This window comes from Agarivorans sp. D1326 (assembly GCF_056958115.1).
In genome coordinates, this window is sequence record NZ_JBTWEN010000001.1 from 604,494 (window position 1) to 620,583 (window position 16,090).

The window sequence follows — 16,090 nt, forward strand, 5'->3', positions numbered from 1 at the left end:
GCCATTCACAAAGCTACCGAAGCAAACTGCTAATGCATAGTACGCTTATGGCACTAACCACAGCACCTGATAAGGCTTGAGCTTATAATCAGCCAGTATCACTTTTTCATCACTGAGTAAGTCTTCACATTCAGCTTGATAAGCCTGTGGTAGCTGCGCGTAGTGCTCTACTTGTTGTGGGTATTTGGTCAAATTAAACACGGCCAACAAGCCATTGCGCTTGGCGCCGTCGTCTGCAGTTCTTGGGGCATCGCCTCGCTGTAATACAAACAGGGCGTCACCACAGTCATAAACCCGCTGGGCCGCTTCAGGATGAAAAGCAGCAATGGTTTTGCGTAAGGCCAGTAAATCACGGTAGCGCTGAAAAACCAGAGCTTGCGAGCTATGCTCTTGTGCCAATAGCTTCTCAAAATCTTGACGATCCCAGCGATGACGGTTGATTGAACGAGTGCGGCCCGTTTGCTCAACCAACGATTGGTCATTTTCAGTGGCGGTTAAGCTATGAATGTAGATGCCGGGAATGCCTTGCAAGCTCAATAGCAGTTTTTGGCTACATAAAAAGCGCTCGACTTGCCATTGATCAGACCCGGTACGTGTTCCTTGTAAAGCGTCAAATAAGGAGATGTTTAGCTCGTAAGGGTTTTGTGTACCGTCTCCGTTAGACTTCATGCTTACAAAGCCACCAAAATTGTGTACCGACTCAGCTAAGTCTGCAATTTCGTGTTTGGGAATAATCTGTTCAACCGCCCTCACCCCTATACCATCGTGCGACGCAACAAAGTTGAAGTAGTTACAGCCTTTTGGCAAAGCCACTAGATCCCTCGCCCACGCAGTTAGGTAATGGCCGTTGCCACGGTTTAGAGCGTGCAACAACAAAGGAGGTAGCGCAAACTGGTAGACCATGTGGGCTTCGTCACCTTCACCAAAATAGCTAATGTTTTCTTGGTGAGGCACGTTCGTTTCGGTGATTAACACCATATTGGGGTCCAGCTGCTCCATCACCCAGCGCAGCAATTTAACAATGGCGTGGGTTTGTGGCAGGTGAATACAGTTAGTGCCGAGAATCTTCCATACAAAAGCCACGGCATCTAAACGAATAAAACGGGCACCATGCTTTAGATAGAACAAGAAAATATCCACAAAGGCTAACAGCACTTTAGGGTTAGCAAAATTTAAATCTATTTGATCATCACTAAAGGTGGCCCAAACATGTTTTAAGCCTTGGCGGGTATAAACATCAACAATTAGCGGGCTAGTTCGTGGGCGGGTTACAGCGCTGTAATCAAGCGTTGGATCGGATTCAACAAAGTAGTCCTGCCCCTCTCCCGAGCCATTTACAAAATCATTAAACCATAAACTTTGGCGTGAGCAGTGGTTCATTACTAAATCAAACATCAACTCAAAATCTTGATTTAGCTTGGCTACATCGGTCCAATCACCAAGGCTGTAGTTAACTTGATAGTAGTCGATCACCGAAAAACCATCATCAGAGCTAAAGGGGAAAAAAGGTAGAATATGCACCGAACTCACTAAGCCCGATAAGTACTCGCGTAAAAACTGATGCAAACTTTGTATAGGCATTAACTCATTGCTTAATACGCTGTCTCCGTAGGTAATTAATATCACGTCTTGTTCAGACCAAGCTTGATAGCGAGGAAAGCCGGCTTTGCTTTGTTCAATCTTTTGGATGATGTCTTGGCTTAAATTGGGGTCTAAGGATGTTCCATATACTTGCTTAAGTAATAACTCGAGTTCTTCCATAAAGGCTCCCACCATGGCTTGCTTAGCGTTCTATTAATAAAGTATTTCCAATAACTATGCCAAGGCTAGCTAACTGGGTCGCTCGAGCACATTTAAAATTAAGCAACTGTTTTATATGAATAAATTGTGAAATAAATACCTCCTACTTTTTTTAGCTAGGAATAGACAACCCAAATAGCGCAATAGCATTGTGCCATTTTAACGCAGCATTTAGCTTGGCCCTCTTGATTTGCACCACCAAGGTGCAGAGCCAATCATGCTCAAACTTAGTTAAATCAAAAATAAACCGATTATTTATAAACAAAACAATAATTTAGCTAATTTGCATCTATTCACGGCATCGCTCTTGCTCTAGTAATTACAGATACTAACCAACCAACATTCAACAAGATTGTACGGTTACAAGGAGTTCCAATGACCATGATTAAGAAATGTTTATTTCCCGTTGCAGGCTATGGCACCCGCTTTTTACCCGCTACCAAGTCTATGCCTAAAGAAATGTTGCCCATAGTAAACAAGCCTTTGGTTCAATACGGTGTAGAAGAAGCGGTAGCTGCAGACATGAGCGACATGGCCTTTATTACTGGCCGGGGTAAACGCGCAATTGCCGACCACTTTGATATTAGTTATGAACTGGAAAACGAAATTGCTGGCACCAGCAAAGAAGAATACTTAAAAGAAATTCGTCACTTGGTCGATCACGTTGACTGTACCTTTACTCGCCAGAAGAAAATGATGGGCCTTGGCCATGCAGTATTGTGTGGTGAAACCTTAATTGGCCAAGAACCCTTCGGCGTTGTGCTAGCCGATGACTTGTGTTTTGGTGATGATGGCGGCGTACTAGCGCAAATGACCAAGCTTTACGAGCAATTCCGCTGCTCGATTATTGCAGTGATGGAAGTACCGCGAGAAGAAGCGCACAAATACGGGGTTATTGAAGGCGAAGCGCTGCGTGATGACTTATTCCGCGTAACCTCAATGGTAGAAAAGCCAGCCAAAGGTGAAGAACCATCAAACCTTGCTGTAATTGGCCGTTACATCTTAACGCCAGATATTTTCAGCCTTATTCGCGATACCAAGCCGGGTAAAAATGGCGAAATTCAACTTACCGACGCACTCCTTACCCAGGCCCAAAACGGCTGCGTAATGGCCTACAAATTTAAAGGTAAGCGATTTGACTGCGGTAGTGTTGAAGGTTTTGTTGAAGCTACCAACTACTGCTTCGAGAACCTATACGGCAAGTAAGTGACTCACTGCGTCAGTTAAGCGACTGGCGCAGTATTTTCTACAAACATCGGCTGCGGGTTAAAACCCATATGTACTAAGGGGTAACCGGTGTAACGCTCTGGCCGCTTCCACAATACTTCGAAACGATGCCTTAAATAAAAGCTAAAGGCTTCGGCATTATCGGCAAACAAATGTAACTCTAATCGTGAACGTAAGCTCTTGGCCAACTCTAATAACTGCGAACCAATTCCCCTGCGCTGCCAGCACGGCGCAACAAACAGAGCAATAAGTTTGCTTTCTACCAAGGCTAAAAATCCACATACTTGGCCTTCTACTTCAGCCACCCACACTTCCGCTTTATATTGATACAAGCGCTGCAATGCATCTTGGCGCTCCCACCAATACTTACTAGGTAAAAAATCGTGGGCACGTAAACTGGCAGACAGCCAAATCTCGCCTATATCTTCGTAATCGTTCTGCTCTGCTTTTCGCAGGGTTAAACCTGCAGCATTAGTAAAAGAGTTCAATGAGTAAAACCATTACTGTTCATCCAGACCAACAGTATGGTAACTAACAAAAGATCTCGGTGTGAATTAGATCGAATTTTGTACGCTTGAAAACGATGAAGATCACAGCCTACTAACAAAAATGGCGCATTAACTAATCAAAAATTCTTAGCAAGACAATTACAGCAGACTAAAGCTCTAGCGAAACAACATTCGTAGAATCTCTGTTCAACTAGGATGATAATCAATAAATATCAATCGCTTATTAAAAAGCCAACCATTAAACCTTAAATGTTTTTGTTTAAGAACCGAGATTTTCTGGTATCGACTTCGATGAATAATGAGAGCCAAAAATCAGCAACTCGGAGTTATTGCGCTCGTTTAAAACTGCACACACCTGTTGCACTTTGCGAGACTTGGCACTCGGTCACTAAGATCTGTTTTAGCTCGACACGTGCTCTACGGAGGCGCGCTTTGGTTGCCGCTAAACTCAAGCCATTCTCTTTGGAGTATTGTGCTTGCGTCATGCCATTTAAATCGCAGAACTCAATAACATGCCGATGATGACTGGAGAGTTTAGGTAAAACTCGAGGCAAGCAGCTTTGCAGCTGTTCCATTACCGGCAAGATCTTATCTACCGTTTCTAAGTCATCAATGTCTTCAATTTCAATCTTGCGGCGCCAATGATCGATAAACTGATTTTTGGTCATTTTAAACAGCCAAGATTTGCCATCTTTTAGTGAGCAAAAGCGCTCACTATTACGCATTGCTTTAAGAAAAACCTCTTGCATTATATCTTCTGTTTCATGCTGACTTTGTGTCTGCTTTAACAACCAGTTATAAAGCAGAGATTCAGATTGTTGCCACGCTTTCATTAAGCATTTCATTATCAAACCTTAGAGGAAAATTACGCAAGCAAACGCTTAAAGCAAAGTTCTTTAGAGCTGAGTACTAGCCCAGCATCTGTTGAACCTGCTCAATTGTAGGAACAGAGCCTGCGTGTTGGATAATACCATCCACTGCCACCGCCGGAGTAGTCATTACTCCTGCCTTCATGATATCTTCAAGTCCCGTCACCTTCTCAACCTCTATTCGTAAGCCAAACTCTTGAGCAACTTGAGTAATTCGTTCCGCAGTAACTACACAATTTTTACAACCTGAACCATACACTTGAACTGTCTTCATTTATTTCACCATTTTGTTGTTAGTAATATGCATTGAATAGCCATCCTACTATTGAGATAGCAACAAATAGATAGCCGGTTATCCAAGCCAGTAAGCGGTATTGCATCACTTGTTTGAGCATCATGTATTCAGGCAAACTCACCGCGACAGCCCCCATGCAAAATGCCAAAGTCGTTCCTAATGGCATACCTTTGTCTATCAACGAGGCCATTATGGGCACTACTCCAGAAGCATTGGTATAAATAGGAATTGCACTGAGTGTTGCCAACGGCACTGTCCACCACTGCCCATTAGACAGGTTTTGCTCAAACCACTGAGCGGGTACAAAGCCGTGAATAAATGCGCCAATGCCCACACCTACAATTACCCACTTCCAAATGCGTTTTACAATTGTGCTTGTTTCATTCACTGCATATTGATGACGCTGCTGATAGCTCAATGCAACATAGCTATTTTGGGTATTAGCTGAACAACCGCTTTCATCTTGTAAATAAGCTTTAGCCAGAAACGGCTGAAGCCAACGATGGGCTTTCAATATGTCTAACAATAGGCCAGCCAAAACACCCAAACTTAATCCTATAACGATATACATAACCGTAAATCTGAGCCCAAGAATGCTTCCTAGCATGATGACTACAACCTCATTGATTAAAGGAGAAGTGATCAAAAAAGCTACGGTGATGCCAATAGGAATTCGCGCAGACACAAATCCCATAAAAAGCGGAATAGAACTACAAGAACAAAAAGGTGTAATAGCGCCAAACATGGCTCCGAGAACGTAACCAACTCCCCGATTTTTGCCCTGTAGGTAATCTCGAACTTTCTCGGTACTCAGTCCAGCGCGGATAAAGGAGATGAAATAAATTAACACCACTAGTAGGCTCAAAATTTTTGTGGTGTCTTCAATGAAGAAATGCAGACCGATAGCTAGCGAAGAATCAGGTTCCAAGCCCATAAATGAAAATACTAAGCAATCCGCCAATCGTGTGAAAACTTCAAACATTGCTCTCCCCTAACAAAAATAAAGTACCTCTATTAACGACACGAGTGAGTCAGCAAAAGGATACTTATTATTGTTAAGAAAGAGCTGTAAAGCCCCGAGGGTGGGAAACCTTATATTTCAAACGGGCAAGCAACTGGGCTTGTATTTAGATTATATCTATCGGTTTACCGGGATATAGCGGCCAAATACAGTTGGCCGCTAACGACAAAGAATAAAGCTCTCTTTACCTATAATATCCAATTAAAAAACACCATTTGAATTGGCGATATCACCGCCGCTAATAAGGGAATATACCCGCATAGAAAAATCTAGAGCTTGAATTGAATCCCAATGTTCAACGATTCGGTCCTCTTCAATACGCCAAGTATCGATGATATTCATCCCTTTTTGGTCGTTTCCCCTGCCTTCCTTCTCTAAGGTGGCATGAGAGTGAAAAATCACATAATCACCATCAACGTAAATATGTTTAACATCGTATGTGTAGTCTGGGTAATCTTCGACAAACTCTTCTAGGAAACTGACCAGGCCGGTTACTTTGTCAGGTAAGTTTCTGTTGTGCTGCACATAGGCACTATCGTTGTAGTGCTGCATAACGTAGTCAAAATTATGGTTATTCATAAGGTTTTGCACAAAGTCGCTTATTAACTCTGCATTGGCTAACTCTTGTTCTGTCCAACTGGCTTTCTTAAGTGAAGGTAAATCAATGATCAAAGTGTCTTTTGACTGGGCAAGTGCCATTGTGCTCACGAACAAAAGAATAAACGAACTAAGTACTTTAAACATGGTTGACTCCAATAGTTGTTGCGCTAAATAAGTATACATTGATAACCATGGTAATTATTAGTAACCTATAAAACAAGAAGGCACTAAATGCTTAGTTAGGCAGTTTTTGGTAACCAGTACCTAGGTTGTGTAAATGGAAGGAGTGATTAAAGTGGTAGAAAAAGCAAAATCAACAAGACGCATTTTTTACAACGATGCGAGCTGCCCGGTGCGTAATGTTGTGGCACAAATCGGTGATAAATGGTCTCTGCTTATTCTCTTTGCCCTAGTAGATGGAGCTGATCGATTCAATGCGCTTAAATCAAGAGTAGAAGGTATTTCTCAACGAATGTTAACCCAAACTCTGCGAGATCTAGAGCGAGAAGGTTACGTGAATAGAACGGTATACCCTGAAGTACCAGTAAGAGTTGAATATGCGCTTACAACAATGGGTAAGGATCTGGTTAAGCCCTTATACAAATTGGTATCTTGGGCTGACAAGCATCAAGACGAGATTAATCGCGCCAGAAAAGAATATGATGAAAACCGATAGTGTTTCAAACCACTGTTAGCCGCTAAACCGGCCAGCGCTAAACACGCTGGCTAACTTAAGCCATACTAATGAATAAGGGCTAGTTAACTTGGTATCTCAATAACACTTGATTATCGAGAACCACGTTTGTTGACCAAATAAAGCTCGCTCCCGCGCCACTGAACTTGTCGATAAAGTTCATATACGCTTTTTTGTTGTTTACCCCAATTTCATCTTCTGAATACAAGCTCGCCTTTGGCCACGCACTCGCGTCAAACTCTTTAGCCATCCAGTTGCTTGGCGTTTCCCAATGCACAGCAAAAGCATCTTGCCCATCATCAGTGCCTTGCGTTGTGCAGCTGTCAGACAATCGCTTGCCTGCAACTTCATTTAAGCAGCTAAGATCATATATTGGCGATGTGTAATAAGTTTGAGCTTGCCAGTCTGCACTGGTGACAGTTCCGTCGCTAAAGCTAGCAATAAAGCCACCATCGCCAGGGTGGAACGCTTTACCTCGATTATTCTCGGAGCCTAGCCCTAGGTTCTCTTCCCAATCAATCACTTTAACGGCAATGGTGTAGGGTTTACTGACCTTAAATTTCACGATACTGGAGTTAAATGGTGTGAAAGGCACTGTATCAACGGCGATCAGCGTGCCGTTAATATAGAGTTCAAAGTAGTTATCAGCAAAGATATACCCGGTTACTTCTTCTCCTTCTAGATCAACCACTACCACTGGAACAGAGTCTTGATCTACTTCAGCGATGCTTTTAGGAGTAATGTTGGCACACTCTTCATAAAGGTCGACAGCCTTAGCGGCAGTAGCATAGTTATTGCTCGCCGGGACCGTCCACGATTTACCGGTCGAATCAGTCACTTCACCTATACCAGCAACTCGACTCCGACCGTTTTTGCACTCAAAAATATTAGCTTCTACGGTTTTTGCAAAGCCTTGAGTAATGCTACCCGAGCCTCTGTAATTGCTAGTGTCTTTAGCAATGGCGAAGGATGGTATGAAAAGCATGGTGGTGAGTAGAGTTGCAGATGAAAACCTTGTATTTCGTTGAGCTCTATTGTTCATGTTTCCTGCCACGGTAGTGCATTGTATTCATAAGCTTAGCCGCGAAGTGAATACTACACAAAGGGATAAAAACTAAAGGTAGAATCAGAACAGAGAAACAACTTAATTAATAGATTATTAATACAATCCAAAGTAACAGCTTGTTTGTTGGTGTAGAACCAAAGCCTCAAATAGATTGGATACAGTCGATACCTCGCCTATTCACAAGGTATCGACATGGAAAACTTGCTTTAAAAAAGCAACCAGCGAATAAGTTTGCGATTACAACTTAAGGTAAGACGGTTATTGAAGTGATATCGCAAAAGCTTTCATATTGGCGAGTTTGTGCTTTTATTTTCACCTTATCATCACTACCCGCTAACTGTTCTAGCAATGCAGCATACTCATTATACTTAGGGTGTTCACTCAATAGATAAAGACCACCTTGACTTGCAGGGCAACTATTAATACTTGGGGCCGGTAATACCGCCACCAGCAAACCTTGCTTTACTTCTTCTACACCAGCTATTCGCATTTGAGAGGGCAAATTAGCCAGCTCAGCCTGCGCTAGCGATGCCCATAATAGTGAGGCAACCACCATAACTTTTTTTATCATTTCACTCTCTCACAGTAAGGGGCTTGAATAATCTTGTTGAACCTTAGTTTACGCTTCGTCATCCCATAAAAGCTAAGCATTAACTGCGATTTTGCTAATAGCTTCACAGCAAGCTCATTAAATAACAAATTTGTTCGCGAACTTCATTCAACTCAAACACACTCAATCATTCTTTAACTATGTGGTTAGCATCAAAGCCCTCAAAAAAAACCGAAATCCCCACTGACAAGTCAAACAGTTTTGGTAGAATAGCGCCCCAAATTTCTTAAAGAGCTATTCCGTTATGTGGTTTAAAAATCTAATGTTGTTTCGCATTACCAAAGAGCTAGAGCTCGAGCCAGAGAAGCTAGACGCTACTTTAGGCGAGCTAAGCTTTACCCCTTGCGGAAGCCAAGACTTAAGCAAATTTGGCTGGGTGACCCCCATGGGCAAATTTGGTCAAAGCCTTACGCATGTGATTGGTAACGAATACTTGGTATGTGCTAAAAAAGAAGAGAAGATGCTACCAGCATCGGTGATACGCGACACCTTAGCCGACAAAATTGAGCTTATCGAGCAAGAGCAACAGCGCCCATTAAAGAAAGCCGAGAAAGATGCCCTTAAAGAAGAAATCGTGATGACTCTTCTACCTCGTGCTTTCTCACGCACCAGCCTAACCTACGCTTGGGTAAGCCCAGATAACAACCTAATTGCGGTTGATGCCGGTAGCGCTAAAAAGGCTGAAGAAGTGATTTCTTTATTACGTAAATCTTTAGGCAGCCTGCCTGTTACACCCATTAAATTAGCCAATCAGGCTGACGTAACCATGACTGACTGGTTAAACGAAAAAGCCATTCCAGCCAACTTTGAGTTAGGCGAAGAAGCCGAGCTACGCAGTGCCTTAGAAGGTGGCGGTATTATTCGTTGTAAAGAACAAGATTTGTTTAGCGACGAAATTAAAGTGCACTTAGATGCCGATAAGTTTGTGACCAAACTAGAGCTTACCTGGGCTGACTCAATTCGCTTTTTAATTAGCGAAGACATGAGCATTAAAGGGGTTAAGTTCACCGATACCATCACCGAACAAAATGAAGACATTGATAAAAGTGATGTAGCAGCGCGCTTTGATGCTGACTTTGCCCTAGCCAGTGGCGAACTCACTAAGATGATCCCCGATTTAATCGCAGCCTTAGGCGGCGAATTAACCAGCTAAGTCCTCACAGTTACTTACCTATTTCACCAACCATTAACATAGTTTCAGATACTTGCTAAAGGTTGGTGATTTTTTAAGCAAAACCATTGCAAGCCCCGCTCGCTACGCGTAAAATGCGCGCCCTTATTGTGCTGCTCGCAGCCTTCCTCAATGATTCGACTAAGACCCGGAGCTTTGATGTTTACACCTGAACTACTGTCACCTGCTGGCACCCTAAAAAATATGCGTTATGCCTTTGCCTATGGCGCCGACGCGGTATACGCGGGCCAACCTCGTTACTCTTTACGTGTACGTAATAACGAGTTTAACCACGAGAATCTTGCACTAGCGATTAACGAAGCGCATGCACAAGATAAAAAACTCTACGTGGTAAGCAATATTGCCCCGCATAACGCTAAGTTAAAAACCTACCTGCGCGATATTGAGCCAGTGATTGCCATGAAGCCAGACGCCTTGATTATGTCTGACCCAGGCATGATTATGATGGTGCGCGAAGCCTTCCCCGATCAAACTATTCATTTATCGGTTCAAGCCAACGCAATTAACTGGGCTACGGTTAAATTTTGGCAGCAACAAGGTGTAGAGCGAGTGATTTTGTCACGCGAGCTATCGCTAGACGAAATCGAAGAAATTCGTATGCAAGTGCCAGAAATGGAACTTGAAGTGTTTGTACATGGCGCATTATGCATGGCCTACTCTGGCCGCTGTTTGCTGTCGGGCTACATTAATAAGCGCGACCCAAACCAAGGGACTTGCACTAACTCGTGCCGCTGGAAATACAACGCGCACGAAGCCAAAGAAAACGAAGTGGGCGATATTATCGCTGCCCAACCGCAAGTGGTTGAACCTACCTTGGGTGCAGGCGCGCCGAGCGACCAAGTATTCTTATTGCAAGAGCAAGGCCGCCCTAACGAGTACATGCCAGCCTTTGAAGATGAGCACGGCACTTACATCATGAACTCAAAAGACTTACGTGCTATTCAACACGTAGAGCGCTTAACTAAAATGGGTGTGCACTCACTTAAAATTGAAGGCCGTACTAAGTCTTTCTACTACTGTGCGCGTACAGCTCAAGTGTATCGCCAAGCAATTAACGATGCAGTAGCTGGCAAACCCTTTGACCCAAGCCTAATGGGTACCTTGGAAAACCTAGCCCACCGCGGTTATACCGAGGGATTCTTACGCCGCCATACCCATGATGAGTACCAAAACTACGACTATGGTTACTCGGTAAGCGATACCCAACAATTTGTGGGTGAAGTGGCAGGACGCAACCAAGCAGGCCTTGCCGAAATCACCGTTAAAAACAAATTTGTACTGGGTGATACGCTGGAGCTAATGACGCCACAAGGTAACCTTAACTTCAAACTAGAGCACCTAGAGAACAAAAAAGGTGAGCTAATTGACGATGCTAAAGGCAGCGGCCATACGGTATTTTTACCAGTGCCAGAAAATGTAGATTTAGAGCACGCACTTATAATGCGCAATCTTCAATCTGGCCAAGATACCCGCAACCCGCATCAAGCTGCAGAAGTTAAGGCTTAAACATGGCCTTGCTAATCAGCAAAAAATGCATCAACTGTGATATGTGCGAACCAGAGTGCCCTAATCAGGCTATCTCTTACGACGGCATTATCACAGTCATTGATCCAGAGCGCTGCACCGAATGCAAAGGCCATTACGACCGCCCTACTTGCATTGATGTTTGCCCGATTGACTGCATTGCCGTAGACCCAGCGCATAAAGAAAGCGAAGAGCAACTTTACGATAAGTTTGTTGCCTTGCATGGCGACATGCTAATTGCCAAAGGCTCCGCTTAGCGCTTTAAAGCACGATGCTAAAACTAACAAGCCGCAGCCACAAACTGCGGCTTTTGTTTATCAACTACACATGGCAGACAATAGACTCACTTCCACGTTTCTAACCCTTTACGTATTAAAAAGCTGAACTAACCCACCTATCTGCCCATGATTTTTCTATCTTTGGCTGGGTAAAAAACACTGTAATGATATACAGGAACCTGTGATTCCTACTTTCTACATGTGATTGCATACTTTCATGCTGATGTTTTTGTTATTTTTCGAGCTAGGTGGCTGATGTAGCGTAGGAAAGATGATAGCCTTGGTTTTATCAAATGTATGATAAGAGGAAAAATTCCGTGTTTAAACAAGGAAATTTTCCTATTAATAAACTGTTATGTTTCTTTGGGATTATGCGTAAATTAAACATCGATGAAATAGTTGAAAAAGGGCTAGTAAATGAAAAGTCGTTACACGAAATAGAAAGACCTATTTTTGTAACAAGCTATTTTGAATCTATCGCAGATATGCAAGGGTGGGATCACTTTTTTACTTATTCAATGCATTTACTCGATGAGCTTGAATCAATTCTAAAATTAGCAGGGGATCTTCAATCTATATCTGTAATTAAAAGCTATAAAGAACACTTCAAACCATTTGGTGTTCAATTCACTGCAGATTCAATAGATGCTTTTTTAAGTTGTGTTGATGATAAATATTTAGATAGTTGTCCCGATTGGCGTGATCAATTTGATGAATATGGTGATCAGAGATGGATGTTGATATCAATGTATTATAAAAAACTTGGTGTGTTACTAGAAACATAACAAACGCATCAACGCATGGACTAATAAAGTTTGGCTTGGTTCGTGCCTCACCAATTTTAGCCAAACTTTATTAGCCCGTTATGCGGGCGTTCTATTGCTAACGAAACTTGGAGATGAATCGTAGTGGGAGTATGGGGTGTAAATATCAAAGATAGTGATTCATTCGCTGATGTTTATGATGGATTCTTTGATATCTATAACAATGGCGCGAGCCCAGAGCACGCTAGCTCAGAGATAAAGGAGTCGCTCTCCGAATATTTCAACGACTTTGAAGATTCAAATAGCTCTTGGTTTGCACTGGCTTACGCGCAGTGGGAGACAAAGAGTCTAGAACAAAGCGTATATGAAAAAGTCCTATCCATAATAAAGAGTGGAAGTGATTTAAAGCTCTGGGAAGAGCTGGGGGCTAGTAAAGACGATATACAGAACCGGAAAATTGCACTGAATTCGTTTCTCGAAGAAATTTCATGTGAAAAGAAAACGAAGAAAAGACGTAAGAAGACAAAGCATGACTTTCGTGTCAATAAATTAGTTGAGCTTGTCGCGCCTGACAATCAGAAAGTCTTTACGGTTACTGAAGAATTTAGCGATGGTAAATATATCCATACGTCTGCGCTAATGATGTGGGGTTCTGGTGGTGGTTCAGTTTTTTACTTCAGTAAAGAGGGTGCACAAGTTAGCGCAGTGTGGAAAGATTCTCAGAGACTGGATGTTACTACTGAAAAAGGCATAGAGTTTTCGAAAAAAGATGACTCTGCATTTTACTGTGGTGATAGGGTAGAGGTAGCCTACCTTTGTGGGTAACACAATAGAACAAACGCTTGCAGCCGAGGCCAAATACTACGCAATTTTGGCGTTACTCGCTGTGCTCAAACAATAACACCAAAACCGCTCCGCATTCGGCCCCGCTGAAGCGGGCGTTATATTTCAACGGAGAGTGCTTTGAGAATAGCATTACTACTAATTACAATACTTCAGTGCTCTTCAGTGTTTGGGGTTGCAACAAATAAAGCAGATTTATGCCCAAACCTAATCGGTAGCTGGAAAGGGGAAAAGTCATACCCTGACATTAATGCTCATGAATCTTGGGTATCTACCTACCAACGAGATGGCAGCTCTTCAGTTACTTTTACGACTAAGTACCAAGGCGAAGTTACACAGGATACTGAAATAGGTTACTGGAAATGTGAGCAAAATATCTTAACAAAATATGAGTCTATAAACGGTGCAAATAAAGATTCGCCAAAAGTATATGAATTATTAGAAGTTAACCAGCAATTTATGCGCTACCTTACTATTCTGGATGCGAACACCGTTATTGAATACGTTGCGTATAAAGTTGAAATATAACAAACGCATCAACGCATGGACTAATAAAGCTTGGCTTGGTTCGAGCCTCACCAATTGTAGCCAAGCTTTATTAGCCCGTTATGCGGGCGTTACATGCCTAAAGCTCACTGTACGGAGATTGAATGAAGGTTATATTTGATACAAACCAGAGCAAGACTGTTCTATCTAAATTTAAACACAAGGTAGATGTGCTTGTTCCCGATGATGATTTTGGAAAACAAAGAAACAGTCTGATTCGATTGGTTGTCAGCTCAATGGAGAATAAGCCAGAGCAATGGGATAATCTTTGCCAGATAAACATTGAATGGATAGGGGATCAATTCATTAGCCGACTTTCAGATGAAGAACAGAAACTGTCAAAGGAAAGGCTAGATGATATTTGCTCAATGTGTTTTAGGTTTCTATTTGAATTATACCTTTCAATGAAGAATGACCTCGCTATGGAATTTGAGTCTGCTAGACGTTTTGTTTTCAATAATGTGGGTTTGTTTGAGAGTCACGCGAAGGAGCAAATTGAATTTGCAATCCGTGACATGCCAATCAGTATATTCAAATCAATTGCGAATAGTGACTCGATAGAGAGCATTAAAGATTTCAATTCTATTTCTGCAAAAGCTGAAGAACTAAAAAAAGAGTGGGAAAAAGATATTGTAGATAAAGAAACTAGAGTAAATAAGCTAAAGGAATCCCTTTCAGAGTATGAAAACGGTTTTAATTTCGTCGGTCTCTTTCAAGGTTTCGATGATCTAGCAAAGGAAAAATCTGATGAGCGAGACAATATACTCTTTTGGCTTAAGGTATTATCTGCACTTGTAGTTTTACCAGTATTGGCAGAGCTTATAATAATTTATAAAAATATCGACAACATAGCAGCTATTAAAGATGGGCTAATCGTTTCTATATTTCCAACACTATCCTTGGCTGCTATCGCGATTTACTATTTCAGGGTGTTACTCTTTAACTATAAATCAGTAAAATCTCAGCTATTGCAAATTGATTTACGAAAGACTCTTTGTAGGTTTATTCAACATTACTCTGAATACTCCAGTGAAATCAAGAAGCAAGACTCAGAGTCATTGGCGAAATTTGAGAACATTATATTTTCTGGAATTGTTACTGAGGATGGAAACTTGCCCTCTACTTTTGATGGTGTAGAGCAAATAGGAAAGCTAATAAAGTCAGCAAAATCATGAAACGGCATGTAACAAGTCAATCAACTTCGCACCCTCGGTGCCGGACGCAGCAAAACTGTGCCGGTTATTGAAACGTTACACGACTGAGGTTGAATTTTGGACTACGTTGTACCTTTTTTGGCATTGATTGGGTTGGTTGTGGCTTTTGTGCCCTTGTATCTAAACACTCCCAAACGTCCGAAATACGATGCTTTAGGCGACCTGGTCGGCAAAAAGTTTTTTGGCTTTGTTCGAGTTGACTGGGATTCTCAACCTGTACATTTTATTGTCGGAAAAGAGCAGTTAGGAATCATAGGGGGTTTTCCAAGTTTTAGTTTACTGCTTGATATAAATGATCTTGAGTTATCAATAAAAAGAGAATTTATTGGCTATAAAGTAATAATAATTTCCAATGACTTTTATACAGAGCATTTATTCAAGCAACTAATCGTATCAGCTAGGGTAGCCAAAAAGCTTCAAAAGCTCACAAATGGGAAGTTAGCCCTTCGAGATGTATAACAATGCAAGTCACTAACTCGTCGCTACGTTCCTCAAGAACAAAGGCCACAATGCGGCAAGCCGCAGGCCTTTGCCCGTGCTTGCGGGGTTACAGCCAGGTAAAATCATGTCGAAATCAATAGAAGTTCGTACAGCCAAATCGGGCGATGCTAATGATACGGCTGCTATTTATCTTGAGTCTCGTAAAGAACTGGTTGCTTTTGCGCCAGTTGTCCACTCTGACGAAGAAGTACATTCTTGGATTAAGGAACAGCTGATACCCAGTGGTAGAGTGCTTGTGGCTGAAGTAGACGGTAATTTAGTTGGTATGTGTTCCCTATCAGAAGCGGAGGAAGTTGACTGGATTGACAACTTGTACCTCAAGCCTTCTGAGGTTAGAAAAGGGATCGGTACGGCTCTTTTACGAGAAGCATTAACTCGAGTTGGTAGACCATGCAGACTATATACTTTTCAGGAAAATCGAGCAGCGAGACTATTTTATGAAAAGCAAGGGTTTGAAGCGATTGAATTTAGTGATGGCTCGGCGAACGAAGAGAACGTTCCCGATGTTTTATATGAACTTGTTTAGGACGGTACACA

Annotated in this window: 19 protein-coding genes; 11 read left to right on the plus strand and 8 right to left on the minus strand. The window is 42.2% G+C overall.

Annotated features, from left to right (window positions below; translation table 11 throughout):
• Positions 1–45 precede the first annotated feature (45 nt).
• Positions 46–1,761, minus strand: coding sequence for a sugar phosphorylase (locus tag ACYFDN_RS02695; protein ID WP_483509919.1), 1,716 nt, complete (start codon positions 1,759–1,761; stop codon positions 46–48).
• A 420-nt stretch (positions 1,762–2,181) separates the two neighbouring features.
• On the opposite strand from ACYFDN_RS02695, the gene galU reads away from it, so the two are divergent.
• Positions 2,182–3,006, plus strand: a complete 825-nt coding sequence (gene galU, locus ACYFDN_RS02700; RefSeq protein ID WP_040307170.1) for a UTP--glucose-1-phosphate uridylyltransferase GalU — start codon at positions 2,182–2,184, stop codon at positions 3,004–3,006.
• Positions 3,007–3,023: 17 nt separating this feature from the next.
• On the opposite strand, the gene ACYFDN_RS02705 is transcribed toward galU, so the two are convergent.
• The 5 genes from ACYFDN_RS02705 to ACYFDN_RS02725 form a co-directional block, all read right to left on the minus strand.
• A complete protein-coding gene (locus tag ACYFDN_RS02705; RefSeq protein WP_152781406.1) occupies positions 3,024–3,515 on the minus strand; it encodes a GNAT family N-acetyltransferase in 492 nt (163 codons plus the stop codon).
• 347 nt (positions 3,516–3,862) lie between these two features.
• Complete coding sequence (locus tag ACYFDN_RS02710) at positions 3,863–4,381, minus strand: sigma-70 family RNA polymerase sigma factor (RefSeq protein WP_483509920.1); 519 nt, start codon at positions 4,379–4,381, stop codon at positions 3,863–3,865.
• A gap of 64 nt (positions 4,382–4,445) precedes the next feature.
• Entirely contained in the window at positions 4,446–4,679 is a 234-nt protein-coding gene (locus ACYFDN_RS02715; protein WP_483509921.1) for a thioredoxin family protein, read from the minus strand.
• 19 nt (positions 4,680–4,698) lie between these two features.
• Positions 4,699–5,682: a permease gene (locus tag ACYFDN_RS02720; protein ID WP_483509922.1), complete on the minus strand. Its 984-nt coding sequence runs from the start codon at positions 5,680–5,682 to the stop codon at positions 4,699–4,701.
• A 240-nt stretch (positions 5,683–5,922) separates the two neighbouring features.
• Positions 5,923–6,465: a nuclear transport factor 2 family protein gene (locus ACYFDN_RS02725; protein WP_483509923.1), complete on the minus strand. Its 543-nt coding sequence runs from the start codon at positions 6,463–6,465 to the stop codon at positions 5,923–5,925.
• 133 nt (positions 6,466–6,598) lie between these two features.
• On the opposite strand from ACYFDN_RS02725, the gene ACYFDN_RS02730 reads away from it, so the two are divergent.
• The gene (locus tag ACYFDN_RS02730) at positions 6,599–6,997 is read left to right on the plus strand and encodes a winged helix-turn-helix transcriptional regulator (RefSeq protein WP_483509924.1); all 399 of its coding nucleotides are present in this window, start codon (positions 6,599–6,601) and stop codon (positions 6,995–6,997) included.
• Positions 6,998–7,076: 79 nt separating this feature from the next.
• Here ACYFDN_RS02730 and ACYFDN_RS02735 read toward each other — a convergent pair whose 3' ends face one another.
• Both ACYFDN_RS02735 and ACYFDN_RS02740 read right to left on the minus strand, forming a co-directional pair.
• Entirely contained in the window at positions 7,077–8,057 is a 981-nt protein-coding gene (locus ACYFDN_RS02735) for a hypothetical protein (RefSeq protein WP_483509925.1), read from the minus strand.
• A 268-nt stretch (positions 8,058–8,325) separates the two neighbouring features.
• Positions 8,326–8,652, minus strand: coding sequence for a hypothetical protein (locus tag ACYFDN_RS02740; RefSeq protein ID WP_152781418.1), 327 nt, complete (start codon positions 8,650–8,652; stop codon positions 8,326–8,328).
• Positions 8,653–8,935: 283 nt separating this feature from the next.
• Between ACYFDN_RS02740 and rdgC the strand changes: the two genes are divergently transcribed.
• From rdgC to ACYFDN_RS02785, 9 genes are all read left to right on the plus strand, one after another.
• Positions 8,936–9,844 (plus strand): recombination-associated protein RdgC, encoded by a 909-nt coding sequence (rdgC, locus tag ACYFDN_RS02745; protein ID WP_016401780.1) that lies wholly within the window; start codon positions 8,936–8,938, stop codon positions 9,842–9,844.
• Positions 9,845–10,021: 177 nt separating this feature from the next.
• Complete coding sequence (gene trhP / locus ACYFDN_RS02750) at positions 10,022–11,389, plus strand: prephenate-dependent tRNA uridine(34) hydroxylase TrhP (RefSeq protein WP_016401781.1); 1,368 nt, start codon at positions 10,022–10,024, stop codon at positions 11,387–11,389.
• Between the two features lie 2 nt (positions 11,390–11,391).
• Complete coding sequence (locus ACYFDN_RS02755; protein WP_152781432.1) at positions 11,392–11,664, plus strand: YfhL family 4Fe-4S dicluster ferredoxin; 273 nt, start codon at positions 11,392–11,394, stop codon at positions 11,662–11,664.
• A gap of 338 nt (positions 11,665–12,002) precedes the next feature.
• Positions 12,003–12,470 carry a hypothetical protein gene (locus tag ACYFDN_RS02760; RefSeq protein WP_483509926.1) on the plus strand — a complete coding sequence of 156 codons (468 nt, stop codon included), beginning with the start codon at positions 12,003–12,005 and terminating at the stop codon, positions 12,468–12,470.
• A 123-nt stretch (positions 12,471–12,593) separates the two neighbouring features.
• Positions 12,594–13,274 carry a hypothetical protein gene (locus ACYFDN_RS02765; RefSeq protein WP_483509927.1) on the plus strand — a complete coding sequence of 227 codons (681 nt, stop codon included), beginning with the start codon at positions 12,594–12,596 and terminating at the stop codon, positions 13,272–13,274.
• Between the two features lie 138 nt (positions 13,275–13,412).
• A complete protein-coding gene (locus ACYFDN_RS02770; protein ID WP_215426396.1) occupies positions 13,413–13,820 on the plus strand; it encodes a hypothetical protein in 408 nt (135 codons plus the stop codon).
• 122 nt (positions 13,821–13,942) lie between these two features.
• The gene (locus ACYFDN_RS02775; RefSeq protein ID WP_016401787.1) at positions 13,943–15,013 is read left to right on the plus strand and encodes a hypothetical protein; all 1,071 of its coding nucleotides are present in this window, start codon (positions 13,943–13,945) and stop codon (positions 15,011–15,013) included.
• Between the two features lie 96 nt (positions 15,014–15,109).
• Positions 15,110–15,511: a hypothetical protein gene (locus ACYFDN_RS02780; protein WP_040307154.1), complete on the plus strand. Its 402-nt coding sequence runs from the start codon at positions 15,110–15,112 to the stop codon at positions 15,509–15,511.
• 106 nt (positions 15,512–15,617) lie between these two features.
• The gene (locus ACYFDN_RS02785; protein ID WP_483509928.1) at positions 15,618–16,079 is read left to right on the plus strand and encodes an N-acetyltransferase family protein; all 462 of its coding nucleotides are present in this window, start codon (positions 15,618–15,620) and stop codon (positions 16,077–16,079) included.
• Positions 16,080–16,090: the final 11 nt, after the last annotated feature.

What these genes read in the sequence shown, in the direction of transcription:
- ACYFDN_RS02740 (WP_152781418.1), bottom strand. Translation starts at nt 8,652, where the DNA reads ATGATAAAAAAAGTTATGGTGGTTGCCTCACTATTATGGGCATCGCTA.
- ACYFDN_RS02715 (WP_483509921.1), bottom strand. Translation starts at nt 4,679, where the DNA reads ATGAAGACAGTTCAAGTGTATGGTTCAGGTTGTAAAAATTGTGTAGTT.
- ACYFDN_RS02775 (WP_016401787.1), top strand. Translation starts at nt 13,943, where the DNA reads ATGAAGGTTATATTTGATACAAACCAGAGCAAGACTGTTCTATCTAAA.
- ACYFDN_RS02695 (WP_483509919.1), bottom strand. Translation starts at nt 1,761, where the DNA reads ATGGAAGAACTCGAGTTATTACTTAAGCAAGTATATGGAACATCCTTA.
- rdgC (WP_016401780.1), top strand. Translation starts at nt 8,936, where the DNA reads ATGTGGTTTAAAAATCTAATGTTGTTTCGCATTACCAAAGAGCTAGAG.
- galU (WP_040307170.1), top strand. Translation starts at nt 2,182, where the DNA reads ATGATTAAGAAATGTTTATTTCCCGTTGCAGGCTATGGCACCCGCTTT.
- ACYFDN_RS02785 (WP_483509928.1), top strand. Translation starts at nt 15,618, where the DNA reads ATGTCGAAATCAATAGAAGTTCGTACAGCCAAATCGGGCGATGCTAAT.
- ACYFDN_RS02730 (WP_483509924.1), top strand. Translation starts at nt 6,599, where the DNA reads ATGGAAGGAGTGATTAAAGTGGTAGAAAAAGCAAAATCAACAAGACGC.
- ACYFDN_RS02725 (WP_483509923.1), bottom strand. Translation starts at nt 6,465, where the DNA reads ATGTTTAAAGTACTTAGTTCGTTTATTCTTTTGTTCGTGAGCACAATG.
- ACYFDN_RS02735 (WP_483509925.1), bottom strand. Translation starts at nt 8,057, where the DNA reads ATGAACAATAGAGCTCAACGAAATACAAGGTTTTCATCTGCAACTCTA.
- ACYFDN_RS02720 (WP_483509922.1), bottom strand. Translation starts at nt 5,682, where the DNA reads ATGTTTGAAGTTTTCACACGATTGGCGGATTGCTTAGTATTTTCATTT.
- trhP (WP_016401781.1), top strand. Translation starts at nt 10,022, where the DNA reads ATGTTTACACCTGAACTACTGTCACCTGCTGGCACCCTAAAAAATATG.
- ACYFDN_RS02710 (WP_483509920.1), bottom strand. Translation starts at nt 4,381, where the DNA reads ATGAAATGCTTAATGAAAGCGTGGCAACAATCTGAATCTCTGCTTTAT.
- ACYFDN_RS02755 (WP_152781432.1), top strand. Translation starts at nt 11,392, where the DNA reads ATGGCCTTGCTAATCAGCAAAAAATGCATCAACTGTGATATGTGCGAA.